The following is a 14472-nucleotide window of genomic DNA, read 5'->3' on the forward strand; positions in this document are numbered from 1 at the left end:
CAAAACGAAGCCACATAGGGCTTCGTTTTATTTTCATTTTGGCTAACGCGACTTTTCTTTTGGTTAATGCAACTTTGCATTTTCTGTCGCTGAAATTACTTAGTCTTGTTGCTGTTCTCTTTTCTTCTTAGGAACGAAGTTCAATACTGAAATGGGTACTTCTTTGCGTGGTTCGAAACCTTCAACAACGCGACGTTCAATCAAGTGACCCAGACGCTTTTCAATAATGCACAGGTTTTTGAAGTTATCTTTCGATAGGAAAGATATCGCTTCGCCAGACGCATCAGCACGGCCTGTACGACCAATACGGTGAACATAGTCGTCCGCTGGGAAAGGCATGTCGTAGTTTACTACGCGGCTTAGGTTGTCGATATCGATACCACGAGCAGCAACACCCGTCGCGACTAAGTACTTTAGACGACCTTTCTTGAAGTCAGCCAAGATTTTTTCACGAATCGCTTGGCTACGTCCACTATGGAAAGCTTCCGCTTGAATACCACGTTTCTCAAGTTGAGCAACCAACTTAGCAGCGCCGTGCTTGGTTTCGATAAAGATAAGCGCTTGGTCCCAGTTGCCTTCGGTAATCATGTGGCTCAATAGTGCTGACTTACGGTCTTTATCTACGGTAACTAACCATTGCTCAATGTTCGCTTTAGACGCATCTGTCTTGGCAATCGAAATCTCTTCCGCTTCGCTGATAGCACTTTTCGCTAGCGCGCGCACTGGCGTTGAAAGCGTTGCTGAGAACAGTAGATTTTGGATGTCTTGTGGTAGACGCGCGATGATCTTGTTGATGTCTTCAATGAAACCCATGTCTAGCATGCGGTCAGCTTCATCTAGAACCAGAACTTCCACTTCATCAAAGTGAACGGCACGTTGTCCGTACATGTCGATCAAACGACCTGGTGTTGCCACAAGAATATCGACACCTTCGATCAAGCGGTCTTTCTGGTGTTGGTAAGATACGCCACCGTACATCGCTAATGATGTTAGGTTTAGGAATTTCGCGTACTTAGTAATGTTCTGTTCAACCTGAATCGCAAGCTCACGAGTTGGTGTCAGAATAACAGCACGAATGCGTTTTTTACGTTGTGTTTCACCTTTACTTAGCATTTCTAAGATAGGGAGAACAAAGCTCGCAGTTTTACCTGTACCTGTTTGTGCAGCAGCAATAAGGTTCTTACCAGAAAGCACAATCGGAATTGCTTTTTCTTGAATAGAGGTTGGCTTTTCATAGCCTTGTTTTGCAACGGCTTTAACAATAGGTGAGCTTAATCCAAGCTTGGAAAATGGCATAAGTTTCTCGGTATGATTTGGCTAAATAGCGATGGAAAGGTTCAACAATCTTATACAAGGATAAGATTAATGGCGGCATTCTACCATGTTGCTTGTGTACCGCTAGTAACATGCACATAAAAAAATCCAGTGTCGACAAGACACTGGATTTTCAGTTTTGGGTGTTCGCTATTTAGCTTGGGTTTATCGAAAGCGTTTAAGCGATCTCAATCTTCTCGGCTTGGTTCTGCTCTACCATTGATAGTGCTAGCGCTTCTGCGGCCTTAATGCCGTCGATACCAGCAGACAGGATACCGCCTGCGTAGCCTGCACCTTCACCAGCCGGGAAGAAGCCCTTAAGGTTGATGCTTTGGAAGTCTTTGCCACGTTTGATGCATACAGGAGAAGACGTACGTGTCTCAACACCGGTAAGTAGGCCGTCTGGCGTAGAGAAACCTTTGATCTTCTTCTCGAACGCTGGGATTGCTTCACGAATCGCTTCGATAGCAAAATCAGGCAGCGCTTTTGAAATATCAGTCAGGTGGATACCCGGCGTGAATGACGGTTGTACTTCACCGATTGCACTTGGATCGCGACCTTTCAAGAAGTCACCGATTTTTTGAGCTGGTGCATCGTAGTTTTCACCACCAAGAACATAAGCGCCGCTTTCTAGTTCACGTTGTAAACGGATACCAGCCAGTGCGTCACCTGGGTAATCACGCTCTGGGTCGATACCTACAACGATCGCGCTGTTTGCGTTACGTTCTGCACGAGAGTATTGGCTCATGCCGTTCGTTACTACGCGGCCTTCTTCAGACGTTGCAGCAACCACAGTACCACCTGGGCACATACAGAAGCTGTATACAGTGCGGCCATTCTTACAGTGGTGAACGAGTTTGTAGTCCGCAGCACCTAGGATTGGGTTGCCTGCGTTCTTACCGAAACGAGCTTCATCGATCATCGATTGCTTGTGTTCGATACGGAAACCAACAGAGAAAGGCTTCGCTTCCATGTAAACGCCACGATCGTACAGCATTTCAAACGTGTCACGAGCACTGTGGCCAACAGCCAATACCACGTGACGAGATTTGATCTCTTCACCGTTAGAAAGCGTTAGGCCAGTGATTTGACCATCTTCCATATGAACGTCGTCAACACGAGTGCTGAAACGGATTTCGCCACCAAGTTCAATGATAGAAGCGCGCATCTTTTCGATCATGGTAACCAGTTTAAAGGTACCGATGTGCGGCTTACTTACGTATAGAATTTCTTCTGGTGCACCCGCAGCAACGAACTCTTCAATTACTTTACGGCCGTAGTGCTTTGGATCTTTAACTTGGCTGTACAGCTTACCGTCAGAGAAAGTACCTGCGCCGCCTTCACCAAACTGTACGTTTGATTCTGTGTTCAGCGTACGCTTACGCCAGAAACCAAAGGTATCTTTCGTACGCTCACGAACTTCTTTACCACGCTCAACGATGATTGGGTTGAAACCCATTTGAGCAAGCACTAGGCCAGCGAATAGACCACATGGGCCAAAACCGATAACCACAGGGCGCTCAGTTTGGTTCTCAACCGCTTTAGCAACAAACTTGTACTCCATATCAGGAGTCACTTTTACGTGCGGGTCGCTAATGAATTGTTCTAACAACTCAGCTTCGTTTTCAACGAGAACGTCAAGCGTGTAGATAAGTAAGATCTTTGATTTCTTACGAGCATCGTAGCCACGTTTAAAGATATTAAAAGAGAGTACCTGATCAGAGTTAATACCAAGTTTCGCTTCAATAGCGTCTTGAATAGCAGACTCTTCATGGTCTAGTGGGAGTTTAATTTCGGTTAAACGTATCATTTCGATGTCTCGTTTTTATAGGTGTCTTAGCTAGATCGTTTCTTAATACAGAGTTTGATGGAAACGCTGATGTTCAAAGAAGCGATAAGCTCACAATGGCGCGCATTTTACGAGAAATTGATTTATCTGTCATACTAATTTGGAAACATGGAGCAAATAGACACGATATTAGAGCCGTATGATGTTGAATTTTGCTTTGGGATGAGTATTATCCCCATTCTTCAATTTTGACTAACTTATAGAGCAGAGCATCATGGCATTTGTCGTAGGCGATAATTGTATTCAATGTAAATACACAGACTGTGTGGCAGTGTGTCCCGCAGATGCGTTCCATGAAGGCCCAAACTTCATGGTAATTAACCCGATCGAATGTATCGATTGTGGTTTATGTGTACCTGAATGTGATGCTCAAGCGATCTTCCAAGAAGACGAACTGCCAGAAGATCAAAAGATCTTCATCGAAGTGAACGCAGAGCTCGCTGAGATTTGGCCTGTGCAAACGGAAGTAAAAGCACCAATGGATGACGCTGAAAAGTGGAATGGTGTGTGTGATAAGTTGGCAATGCTAGAAAAGTAATTGTTGAAAAGAACTCAAATAAAAAGGCGTACTGATTTAATCAATACGCCTTTTTTAATATCTGAACACTGTCGATTAGCTAGTTAGCTTAGAGGTCTAGCTGTGCTGACGACGCATGTTGTCGAGAATGATGCCAGTCGCCATTGCAACGTTCAAAGACTCTGCGCCACCGAATGCTGGAATCGTAATCTTATCTGTCACGTATTTAGCGGCGTGTTCACGAATACCGTGAGACTCGCTGCCCATCAGCAAAATGCCATTTGCAGTGAAGTCAGTCTTATGAACACTTTCGCCTTCCAAAAATGCACCGTAAACCGGTAGATTCGCTTGCTCTAAGTAAGCTGGTAAGTCAGTTTGACTTACGTGTACTCGGCCAAAGCTGCCCATAGTCGCGCTGATAGTTTTAGGGTTGTATGGGTCTGCGCAATCACTGCTCGCAACGATATGCTTGATGCCATACCAGTCTGCTACGCGAATAATCGTACCTAGGTTGCCAGGGTCTGAAACGCCATCAAGCGCAATCATCAGTCCTGTTGCTTCTGGTAGTTCAAACGTTGGGATCTCAACAACTGCAATCGCGGCATTGTTACTCACCAAAGTACTTGCTTTGGTTAGATCATCCAGCGAGGCTTCAACACAATCAAACTCAATCAGTGAAGCATGATTTTCAGATAAGAAATCAGCGGTAGCAAAGACATTCTTCACCACTAAGTCACTATTGAACAGCTCAAGAACGTTCTTTTCACCTTGAACTAGAAACAGGCCGTGGGCTTTACGTTGTTTCTTTTGGCCCAAAGCACGAAGGAGTTTTAATTGGTTTTTTGAAATCATGTTTTTATCCTAGATATAAGCCCGCGCATTATAGAGCAAAGGTTAGCGAACCAAAAGCGTGATGACTCAATGCGATCTACATAAAAAGCAAAAGCAACTCACTTAAAAAAGAAAAGCGCACTAAATAGCGCGCTCTTATGGGATTTACTCACCTAAGTTAAGCTGAACTGACAGCCTAATACGGAGCAGGATAGCGTTTAAATACTGTGTTGATATCAGTCAGGATCTCTTCTGATAGCGGTTTACTAAAAGCGGCTACGTTCTCTTTTAATTGCTCCATGGTCGTTGCACCGATGATGGTGGACGTCACCCCATCAACTTGATTACACCATGCCAATGCCAGTTGGCTCGGAGTAAATCCATGAGCGTTTGCTACTTCAACATAGCCTTTAACCGCTTCGTTGGCAGATTCAGTGTCACGGAAAATGCCTTTACGTTGCATGTAAGTCCAACGGCTGCCTTCCGGTCTTGCGCCATCAATGTACTTTCCACTCAACATGCCTGCAGCTAAAGGTGACCATGGCAGGTAAGCTACATCTTCATGCACACAGTTCTCAATCAGATATGGCCAGTCTTTTGCGTGCAGTAGGCTAAATTCATTCTGAATCGAAACCATACGTGGCAAATCGTGTTTTTCACTCAGCTTGAGGTAAGTGTTAATGCCCCAAGTAGAATCATCTGAAAGCCCGACATGGCGAATTTTCCCCGCCTTAATGCAGCTTGCCAGTGCTTGTAGGATTTCCAACATCTCAGCTTCATGCTGCTTTCGGTCAATATCACTGAATCGAATGTGATTCGGGAAATGCTTACCAAAGTGAGGCGTTGTACGATTTGGCCAATGAAGTTGGTAAAGGTCGATATAGTCTGTTTGTAGGCGTTTTAATGATGCGTCAACGGCTGCGATCACCGCTTCACCCGTTATCGGGCCGCCATCTCGAACCCAAGGAAGCCCTGGCCCGGCAATTTTGCTCGCAATGATCAACTCTTGTCGACGCTGTGGGTTACGCGATAACCAGTTACCAATGATCGCTTCTGTTTTTCCGTAGGTATCTGGAGAAGGTGGAACCGCGTACATCTCTGCAGTATCGATAAAGTTAATACCTTGGCTTAATGCGTATTCGATCTGTTGGTCGGCTTGCTGCTGCGTATTTTGTAGCCCCCAAGTCATGCTGCCAAGACAGATACGGGAAACGGGAATTTGACTACTTCCTAGCTTTGAATATTCCATTGAATTCGGGGTTCCTGTGGTTAGGTTCTCTGGTACTCGCATTATAGTTTTGAAAAGAGGGCGAGTGAGGAATGAAAACGAATATGAATTATTAGCACAAAATGACACGACAAGGTATGGCATCGGGGAGTTTAGTGAGTCATTTCTCAGCGCTGCAAGCTAGTGTGTGCAATGCGTGAAAATACATTCGCGAGAAACTATGAGCCAATTGGTGATCGAGAAGTGAAGAACAACAAGCAATGAGCGAAGGTTTAATGTTCAGCTTGTTTGGGAGTGGGGGAGAGGAGAACAGATCAAAAATAAAAAAAGCTCTACCGGATAGAGCGTAGAGCTTTTTTATAGGGGTCTTAATAGTGCTAGGTATTCATTGAGTTACGAGGTCGCGTTTGTGTCTAATCCACCCTGGATCTGCGCCTGTCTTAGAGCTTCCTGCCTTTGAACTTCTTTCTCAGTTAATACTGGTCGAAGCGTTTCCTCAGAGGCTTGAGGAGAGAAAATGAAATATTTATTAATCGTCATAACTGTGTCTCCGTGTAACGTATGACAGATTCTGCATCAAGGATAAATTGTGATCATCATCCACTTTGTACTTTTGTTAGGCTGAGAGCGGAGGGCGTAGAATGCGTACAAAGCGATCTCTTATCATCCGTATGCAATGTTGAACTGACGAAACCCTCTGTTTTCAAGTATAGGAAGCGCATCTAATTTCGCACAATAATGATTTAGAGCAATTACATACATGGTCAGGGGCGTAAGATGAAAACCCTCGCTACTGACTCTGTGCTCGTATTTATTTAACGATGTATCACTTATCGACATAATAATTAAGTCAGTAAATCAATTACTTAATCCATGGTGAGATGAATTATGGAAAAGCTTGTAGAACGTTTTCTGAATTACGTTACTTTTGATACCAAATCCGATCCTTCTAATCAGCAATGCCCAAGTTCACCGGGTCAAATTACCTTTGCTGAAGCCTTAAAGTTAGAATTGGTGGCATTAGACTTAGTTGATGTGTCTTTAGATGACAATGGATACTTGATGGCGAAACTGCCGTCGAATGTCGATTACGATGTGCCTGCGATTGGCTTTGTGGCGCACATGGATACCGCTCCTGACGCATCAGGCGCCAACGTGAAACCACAAGTGATTAAAGATTACCGAGGTGGAACGATTGAATTAGGGGAAAGTGGCGAGAGTTTGAACCCAAGCCAGTATCCAGATCTTGATTCTTTACATGGTCACGACCTGATTACGACTGACGGCACAACTCTGCTTGGTGCCGACAACAAAGCGGGCATCGCTGAAATCATCAGTGCAATTGCTTACCTGAAAGCGAATCCAGACATCAAACACGGCGACATCTGCATTGGTTTCACGCCGGATGAAGAGATTGGTCGCGGTGCGAACCTGTTTGACGTTGAAAAATTTGGCGCCGAGTGGGCGTACACCATCGATGGTGGCCCAGTAGGGGAGTTGGAATTTGAGAACTTCAATGCCACGAGCGCCGATGTTATCTGTCATGGCGTGAACGTTCACCCGGGCACCGCAAAAGATAAAATGGTGAACTCGATGAACATTGCAGCGCAATTCCAATTGATGATGCCTGCGCAAGAAACACCAGAGTGCACAGAAGGTTATGAAGGCTTCTACCACCTGAAATCGGCGGAAATGGGTGTGGCTCGCTCTGAACTGGGATACATCATCCGTGATTTTGAACGTGAGGGTGTAGAAGCGCGTAAAGCATTCATGCAGCAGAAAGTCGATGAGCTGAATGAGCGCCTTGAGAAAGGCCGTGTTGAGCTGGTGCTAACCGATAGCTACTTCAACATGAAAGAGATGGTTGAACCGCATCAACATATTATTGAATTGGCCAAGCAGGCGATGATTGAGTGCAATGTCGAGCCAATGGTTAAACCAATCCGAGGTGGTACAGACGGTGCTCGCTTATCTTTCATGGGGCTACCATGTCCGAATATCTTTACTGGCGGTTACAACTTCCACGGTATTCATGAGTTCATTACCATTCAAGGCATGGAGCAAGCGGTAAAAGTGATTGTTGAACTGTCACAACGTACAGCAACGCATTACCAAAAATAGAACATCAGAGCGTTATATCTCTTTGTATTTTTGAGAGTATTCAATAATACTCTCTTTAAGCATAAGGGAGTACGCGATGAAAAAGTTAGTTTTACTTTGCACCCACTTAGCCGTGGGTGCTGTTGGTTTTGGGCTAGGTGTTTACGCATTGCCTATCTTGATTGAGCCTGATTCTCCTTCCTCAAGTTCTGTTGAAGCGATCAGTGAGCAGGCTATCTACACGGGCGAGTTCACTAAAGATCGACAAGACAGTGACTTCTTGCACTGGGGAGAAGGCATCGTCTCAGTATCCGAAAGTGCGATCGCTTTTGAAGGTGAATTGGCGCCGGGACCTGATTACAAGGTTTATCTCTCGCCTAAGTTCATTGAAACCGAGCACGCTTTCAATGACAGCAAGAACGAGTTATTGAGAGTCGGAGATGTGAAAACATTCGACCGCTTTATGGTTGAGCTTCCCGAAGGTACTGATCTTAATCGATTTAATACGGTTGTGATTTGGTGTGAAACTTTTGGCCAATTTATTACTTCTGCCAAGATAAAATGATAGCCTTACCAATAGCTGATTTAGGCACGTAAAAAAGCGCTCTATTTTTGAGCGCTTTTTCATAGCGAAGTCTCCGCTAATCGTTGTAAAGCTCGTCGTTGTAATGCTAAGGAATAAGTAATGGAAAAAGTGTGGCAAGTAATTGATTTTCTACTCGCTCATAAGTTTATTTTTAGTGCGTTGATTATCACTATTATTTTAATCATTCGCCGAATCACCTTATCTCAAATAAGAGGTGATGTTGCTTTCCTTAGTGAAGACCAACGTAACTGGATGTCACGAACCAAAAACGGCACATTCGCGATTATTGTTGTGACGTTATTTGTGCTGTGGAAATCCGAAATCAGCGAGTTTGCGCTATCTGTCACGGCCATTGCTGTTGCGATAGTAGTGGCTTCAAAAGAGATCATTTTGTGTTTCACCGGTTCTATTCAGCGTGCGAGTTCTCGTTCATTTAGAATTGGCGACTGGATCGAAGTGGGTAAAATCAGCGGTGAAGTGATTGAGCACAATCTGATGGCGACCGTGATTCAAGAAATCGATTTGTATCATGGGCAATATCACTTCACTGGCAAGACAGCCACGCTGCCTAATAGCATGTTCTTCACTTATCCGGTTAAGAACCTCAACTTCATGAAGCGTTATGTTTATCATAACTTTTTTGTGACGGTGAAAGACTTTGTAAACCTATACCCTATGCTGTCGGGTCTTATTGTGAAAATTGAAGAGCATTGCGAAGAGTTTATCGATGTTGCTCGCCGTTACAACGGTGTGATCGAAAAGCACGCTGGTGTTGACCTTCCGGGTTCTGAGCCTCACATCCATATCACAAGCAGTTCGACAGGTGAGCAAGAAGTCCATTTTATGATTTTCTGTCCAACCGAGAAGGCGGTTCATCTAGAGCAAGAGATTCGTAAAGATTTCATGGAAGCATACGCTGAAGCATTTCCTGTCAGTGCTTAATCCTGCAGTCCGCTGAGCCCCAAACAAAAGAAAGCCGAGAGCGATAATATCGACTCTCGGCTTTTTTGTTCTAACTATCTGTTCGTTTAATCTAGGTCAGCCAGTGGCAACCAATCGACTTGTACACCAGCTTGTTCAAACATATCTTGGCTCACTTTGATTTTGTCTCCCCAGCGAGAAAGAAAGTCTTCACTTTGCTCTGGGCAGTGAACCGCAGAAATACCGGTTTGGATGATTTTCGCTGCGCAGTTTGGGCAAGGGAAGTGAGTCACCCAGATTTCACAGCTGTCCAAATCACGCTTGGCGAATAAGATCGCATTTTCTTCAGCGTGAAGTGTCTTGAGGTACTTCATCTCTCTGTCATCAGTATCCGCACTATCAGACACGCCATGTGGGTAGCCATTAAAACCAACAGAAACAATGCGGTTGTGCTTAGTGATTACGGCGCCGACTTGAGTTGAAGGATCTTTACTCCAAGAACCGACCAATTCCGCCATTTGATAGAAACGTTTAGCCCATTTTGAAATCATGAGAATTCCTTAACAATTAAATGTGAATGCTTATCTGTCTGACAATACATTATGTTAGACAATATCCATAGAGAACAAAAGCTGAGAGATTGATTTACTTAGGAATTGTAGCGTGTTTGTAATCACTTTATAAGCACTTGGTTTCAATTAACATATTGATACACTTTGGCCAGTTATAATTGATATTCCTCGGACATTTGAAGCAATTGTGTTACGTAACTTTTATGCTGTTCAAATACTAATAAGTGACGGTATAACCATGCGTAAAAAGTTGATCCTTACTGCTCTTGCAAGCTCTCTTATTCTTGCTGGATGTGGGCAAGATGCTCAGAATGCCAAGCAAGCGCCTTTACCTCTCGTAGCTGTACAGGATGTTAGCGTCGTTTCTCACCAACAAAGTAAGTCGTACATCGGTCGTATTGAAGCCGTTGAAGACACGGCAATTACTGCACAAGTTTCTGGCTACCTGCAAAGCCGCCATTTCAAAGAAGGCCAAATGGTCGAGAAGGGGCAATTGCTTTACTCAATTGAGCCTTCATCATTTGAAGCAGAAGTAGCAAGCGCGAAAGCGGCTGTTGCTCAAGCGAATGCCAACCTTAAAAAAGCCGAACTTGATTTCAATCGTGGTAAGAACCTACTTCCTAAGGGCAGTATTTCTCAATCTGAATTTGATGCATTAACGGCAAACCTATTAGGTTCTCAAGCACAGTTAGAAGCAAGCCAAGCTCAGTTAAACGCCGCGAATGTCCAACTTTCTCACACCAAAATTATCGCGCCTTTCTCTGGAAGAATCAGTGACACTAAAGTAAGTAAAGGTGACCTAGTTTCACCGTCTTCAGGTGTTCTGACAACTTTGGTTAGCCTAGACCCAATCCATGCATCGTTCAGCATCAGTGAGCGTGAGCGTATTGAGCTGGGTATGGACCGCATCGAAGGCGATGGCAGCAGCGACTCTGCAGGTGTTGAAGTTCAGATCATGCTTGAGAACGGTGAAGCGTTCGAACATCTAGGTCAGCTTGACTTCTTGGGCAACCGTATCAACCTTAATACTGGTACGATCGCGATGCGTGCGATTGCTGATAACCCGAATCAGCAACTACTTCCAGGCCAACACGTTCGCGTTGATCTACGTGAAAAACAACCTATTGATGTTGTGACTATTCCTCGTCGTGCAGTGCAAACCGACCTCGAAGGCGACTTCGTGATGGTATTAGTTGAAGGAGAAGCCGAACCCGTTGCTGAGCGCAGAAACATCGAAATGGGTCGTCAGGTTGAAGGTGGTGTGATTGTTCATTCTGGATTAGAGAAAAACGACGCAGTCATCACTCAAGGCCTACAGCGTGTACGTAATGGTATGTCTGTTCGTATTCAAGCTTCTGCTGAACAAGCTGAGTAAGGGGACTATTTATGTTAAGTCGTTTCTTTATTCAAAGGCCTAAGTTCGCCCTTGTTATATCCATAATCTTAACGCTGGCGGGTGCGATTTCTCTCGCTATCTTGCCAGTGGCTGAATATCCAAAAATTAGTCCACCGTCGGTCAGTGTGTCGGCATTCTACACGGGCGCAAGTGCTGAAGTGGTGGAACAGGCGATAGCCGACCCCATAGAAACGTCGGTTAACGGCGTTGAAGATATGATCTACATGTCTTCTAAAAGCGCTAACGATGGTTCATACAACCTTAATGTGACCTTTGATGTTGGTACTGACCCAGATATGGCTCAGGTCAACGTTCAGAACCGAGTTGCTCAAATCGAATCGAAGCTTCCGCAAGAAGTTCGAATGGTGGGTGTCACCGTTAAAAAGCGTTCACCAGACCTTTTGATGGTATTGAACTTCTATTCGCCAAACGGTGAGTACGACGATCAATTCTTGATCAACTACGTTAACCTAAACATTAAAGACCAACTGGCTCGTGTGAAGGGCATCAGTGAAGTTAACGTGTTGGGTGGTGGTGAATACGCGATGCGTGTTTGGTTAGATCCTGAGAAAATGGCTAACCTCAATATCACCACTTCAGACGTGAATCGCGCGTTGGCAGAGCAGAACGTTCAAGTTGCTGCAGGCCGTATTGGTGCTGCACCTTATAACAACGCACAAGAAGTGCAGTTCAACTTGGTAACAAAAGGCCGATTAGAAACAGCTGATGAGTTTGAAAATGTTGTTCTTCGTGCAACTCAAGACGGTTCAACGGTTTACTTAAAAGACATTGCACGTGTTGAGCTTGGTAAAAAGTTCTACGACGGTAATGGTAAATACCGTGGTCAAGATGCGTCGATCGTAACGCTGTCACTTCAATCAGACGCTAACGCGCTGGAAAGTGGCAAAGCTGTGATGGCGATGCTGGAAAACTTAAGCAAGAACTTCCCAGAAGGCGTGGCGTATGAAGCAAGTTACGACACTACACTGTTTGTTGCTGAGTCGATCAAAGGGGTAGTAAAGACCTTAATCGAAGCCATCTTGCTGGTTATTGCGGTAACGTACCTGTTCTTGGGTAGTGCGCGTGCAACCTTGATTCCTGTAGTTGCGATTCCGGTATCTTTGATTGGTACGTTTGCCATCATGCAGATGACGGGTTTCACCATCAACACGGTAACCCTGTTTGGTTTGATACTAGCGATTGGTATCGTAGTAGATGATGCGATCTTGGTTATCGAGAACGTTGATACCACAATGGCTAAAGACCCAACCATTTCACCGCGTAAAGCCACGCTTATTGCGATGAAAGAAGTAACGGGGCCGATCATTACGTCGACCTTGGTTCTACTTGCGGTATTCATCCCTGTTGCAATGCTTCCTGGTATTACTGGCATCATGTACCGTCAGTTCGCTCTGACTATCTGTATCGCGGTTGTTATCTCTTCAATTAACGCATTAACGCTATCACCTGCATTGTGTTCACTGGTTCTTAAGCAGGGTGGTGGTAACACGGCGCGTTGGTACCAAGCATTTAACCGTGGTCTAGAGTCTGTTACTAACAAATACGGTCAAGTGGCTGGCTTCTTAGTTAAGAAAGGCGTTCTGCTGTTCACTTTCTTCTTTGTGGCTTTGGCGGCTGTGACTTATTTTGCGAAGACAACGTCTACGGCGTTTGTACCTCAAGAAGATAAAGGCATTTTGCTGGTTAACGTTCAGCTTCCTGACGCGGCATCCTTGTCTCGAACCGAAGAAGTGACTAAGCAGCTGCTTGAAATGGTTGAACAAGAGCCGGGTGTTGATGGCGTAACACTGGTTAACGGCTACGCATTTATGACGGGCGCTTCTGCGTCGAATGGTGCGTCAATGTTCATCAAGCTTCACGATTGGGACATGCGTAATGCACTGGATGGTCAACACTCTGCTCAGGCTATCTCACAGCGTATTAATGGTCGTGCTGCGACTGAACTTCCTCAAGCTGTCGTGTTTGCGATGGGGCCTCCAGCAGTACCGGGTATGGGTGCAGCGTCTGGTTTTGAATTCGTTCTTGAAGATACATTAGGTCGTAGCCGAACTGATCTAGCGATGGTTATGAATGACGTGATTGCAGAGGCCGCTAAACAGCCCGAGATTTCACATACATTCAGTACCTTCCGTGCCAATGTACCGCACTACTATGTCGACATTGACCGTGAGAAAGCGCAGCAACTTGGTATTCCGTTGTCGGAAATCTTCCAAACACTACAAGGTAACTTAGGTTCTCTGTACGTGAATGATTTCACCATGTTTGGTAAAAACTTCCGCGTAACCATGCAAGCTGACAGTGAACACCGTAGCAGCATGGATGACCTACAACGATTCCACGTTCGTTCGTCTAATGGCGAGATGATCCCGTTAAGCACATTGGTGACTTACGACCAGATCTTCGAACCAGATGTAGCATGGCGTTACAACATGTACCGCAGTGCCGTGATTCAAGGTCAACCTGCAGAAGGTTACTCAAGTGGTGATGCGATTGCGGCAATGGAACGCGTAGCTGCAGAAGTATTGCCTCAGGGGTATCAGTACGAATGGACAGGCATGGCTTACCAAGAAGTACTAGCAGGTAACCAAGCGATCTTTGCTTTCGCACTGGCTCTGATCTTCATCTACCTGTTTATGGTGGCTCAATACGAGAGTTGGACAATTCCGATTGCGATTATCCTCGTGGTACCTGTCGCAACCTTAGGCTCCTTCTTGGCATTGAATCTAACGGGCACTCCGCTGAACCTTTATGCACAAATAGGTTTGGTTCTCTTGATAGCCTTGGCCGCGAAGAACGCAATCTTGATTGTGGAATTCGCAAAGGTAGAGCGTGAAGAGAAAGACGCACCGATTGAAGATGCGGCGGTGAAAGGCGGTACTTTACGTTTCCGTGCTGTGAACATGACGTCTTGGTCGTTCATCTTAGGTATCTTCCCGCTTATCTTTGCTGCGGGCGCAGGTCACGTGAGTCAGAACTCTTTGGGTATTTCACTGATCGGCGGCCTGTTATGTGTGTTACTGGCGGGTACGTTCCTAATCCCTGGCTTCTACGCATTCGTGCAACGTAAGCGTGAGAAAGCACACGGTGGTAATACCAAGCTGGTTCCGCTTGATGACGAATAGGGGATTGAGTGTCTT

Annotated in this window: 12 protein-coding genes; 6 read left to right on the top strand and 6 right to left on the bottom strand. The window is 45.2% G+C overall.

The genetic code is table 11. The annotated features are described in order from the left end of the window. Positions 1-99: 99 nt before the first annotated feature. Together AB6D93_RS13520 and AB6D93_RS13525 are read right to left on the bottom strand one after the other, a co-directional pair. Complete coding sequence (locus AB6D93_RS13520; protein WP_065584754.1) at positions 100-1296, bottom strand: DEAD/DEAH box helicase; 1197 nt, start codon at positions 1294-1296, stop codon at positions 100-102. Between the two features lie 196 nt (positions 1297-1492). Further along, positions 1493-3124: an NAD(P)/FAD-dependent oxidoreductase gene (locus tag AB6D93_RS13525; protein ID WP_048606003.1), complete on the bottom strand. Its 1632-nt coding sequence runs from the start codon at positions 3122-3124 to the stop codon at positions 1493-1495. Positions 3125-3377: 253 nt separating this feature from the next. Between AB6D93_RS13525 and fdxA the strand changes: the two genes are divergently transcribed. Next, complete coding sequence (gene fdxA / locus AB6D93_RS13530) at positions 3378-3701, top strand: ferredoxin FdxA (RefSeq protein ID WP_065584753.1); 324 nt, start codon at positions 3378-3380, stop codon at positions 3699-3701. Positions 3702-3797: 96 nt separating this feature from the next. Here the strand turns inward: fdxA and AB6D93_RS13535 are convergent, their stop codons facing one another. From AB6D93_RS13535 to AB6D93_RS13545, 3 genes are all read right to left on the bottom strand, one after another. After that, positions 3798-4532, bottom strand: a complete 735-nt coding sequence (locus tag AB6D93_RS13535; RefSeq protein WP_065584752.1) for an RNA methyltransferase — start codon at positions 4530-4532, stop codon at positions 3798-3800. Positions 4533-4707: 175 nt separating this feature from the next. After that, on the bottom strand, positions 4708-5760 hold the full coding sequence (locus tag AB6D93_RS13540) for an aldo/keto reductase (protein ID WP_032545660.1): 1053 nt from the start codon (positions 5758-5760) through the stop codon (positions 4708-4710). Between the two features lie 372 nt (positions 5761-6132). Next, the gene (locus tag AB6D93_RS13545) at positions 6133-6279 is read right to left on the bottom strand and encodes a hypothetical protein (protein ID WP_017059486.1); all 147 of its coding nucleotides are present in this window, start codon (positions 6277-6279) and stop codon (positions 6133-6135) included. A gap of 348 nt (positions 6280-6627) precedes the next feature. Between AB6D93_RS13545 and pepT the strand changes: the two genes are divergently transcribed. The 3 genes from pepT to AB6D93_RS13560 all read left to right on the top strand — a co-directional run bounded on the left by pepT (position 6628) and on the right by AB6D93_RS13560 (position 9367). After that, complete coding sequence (gene pepT / locus AB6D93_RS13550; RefSeq protein WP_017059487.1) at positions 6628-7860, top strand: peptidase T; 1233 nt, start codon at positions 6628-6630, stop codon at positions 7858-7860. A gap of 76 nt (positions 7861-7936) precedes the next feature. After that, positions 7937-8404 (top strand): DM13 domain-containing protein, encoded by a 468-nt coding sequence (locus tag AB6D93_RS13555; protein ID WP_017064357.1) that lies wholly within the window; start codon positions 7937-7939, stop codon positions 8402-8404. A 120-nt stretch (positions 8405-8524) separates the two neighbouring features. Next, a complete protein-coding gene (locus AB6D93_RS13560; RefSeq protein ID WP_017064358.1) occupies positions 8525-9367 on the top strand; it encodes a mechanosensitive ion channel family protein in 843 nt (280 codons plus the stop codon). 86 nt (positions 9368-9453) lie between these two features. Here the strand turns inward: AB6D93_RS13560 and AB6D93_RS13565 are convergent, their stop codons facing one another. Beyond that, positions 9454-9897, bottom strand: coding sequence for a dCMP deaminase family protein (locus AB6D93_RS13565; protein ID WP_004737813.1), 444 nt, complete (start codon positions 9895-9897; stop codon positions 9454-9456). A 259-nt stretch (positions 9898-10156) separates the two neighbouring features. Here AB6D93_RS13565 and AB6D93_RS13570 point away from each other — a divergent pair, with 259 nt between their 5' ends. Both AB6D93_RS13570 and AB6D93_RS13575 read left to right on the top strand, forming a co-directional pair. Then, the gene (locus AB6D93_RS13570; protein WP_065584750.1) at positions 10157-11293 is read left to right on the top strand and encodes an efflux RND transporter periplasmic adaptor subunit; all 1137 of its coding nucleotides are present in this window, start codon (positions 10157-10159) and stop codon (positions 11291-11293) included. Positions 11294-11304: 11 nt separating this feature from the next. Then, positions 11305-14457: an efflux RND transporter permease subunit gene (locus AB6D93_RS13575; protein ID WP_017068408.1), complete on the top strand. Its 3153-nt coding sequence runs from the start codon at positions 11305-11307 to the stop codon at positions 14455-14457. The last annotated feature ends 15 nt before the right edge of the window (positions 14458-14472 follow it).

Origin of the sequence: Vibrio sp. 10N.247.310.23, from assembly GCF_041467155.1 — a bacterium.
GTDB lineage: Bacteria > Pseudomonadota > Gammaproteobacteria > Enterobacterales > Vibrionaceae > Vibrio > Vibrio crassostreae_C.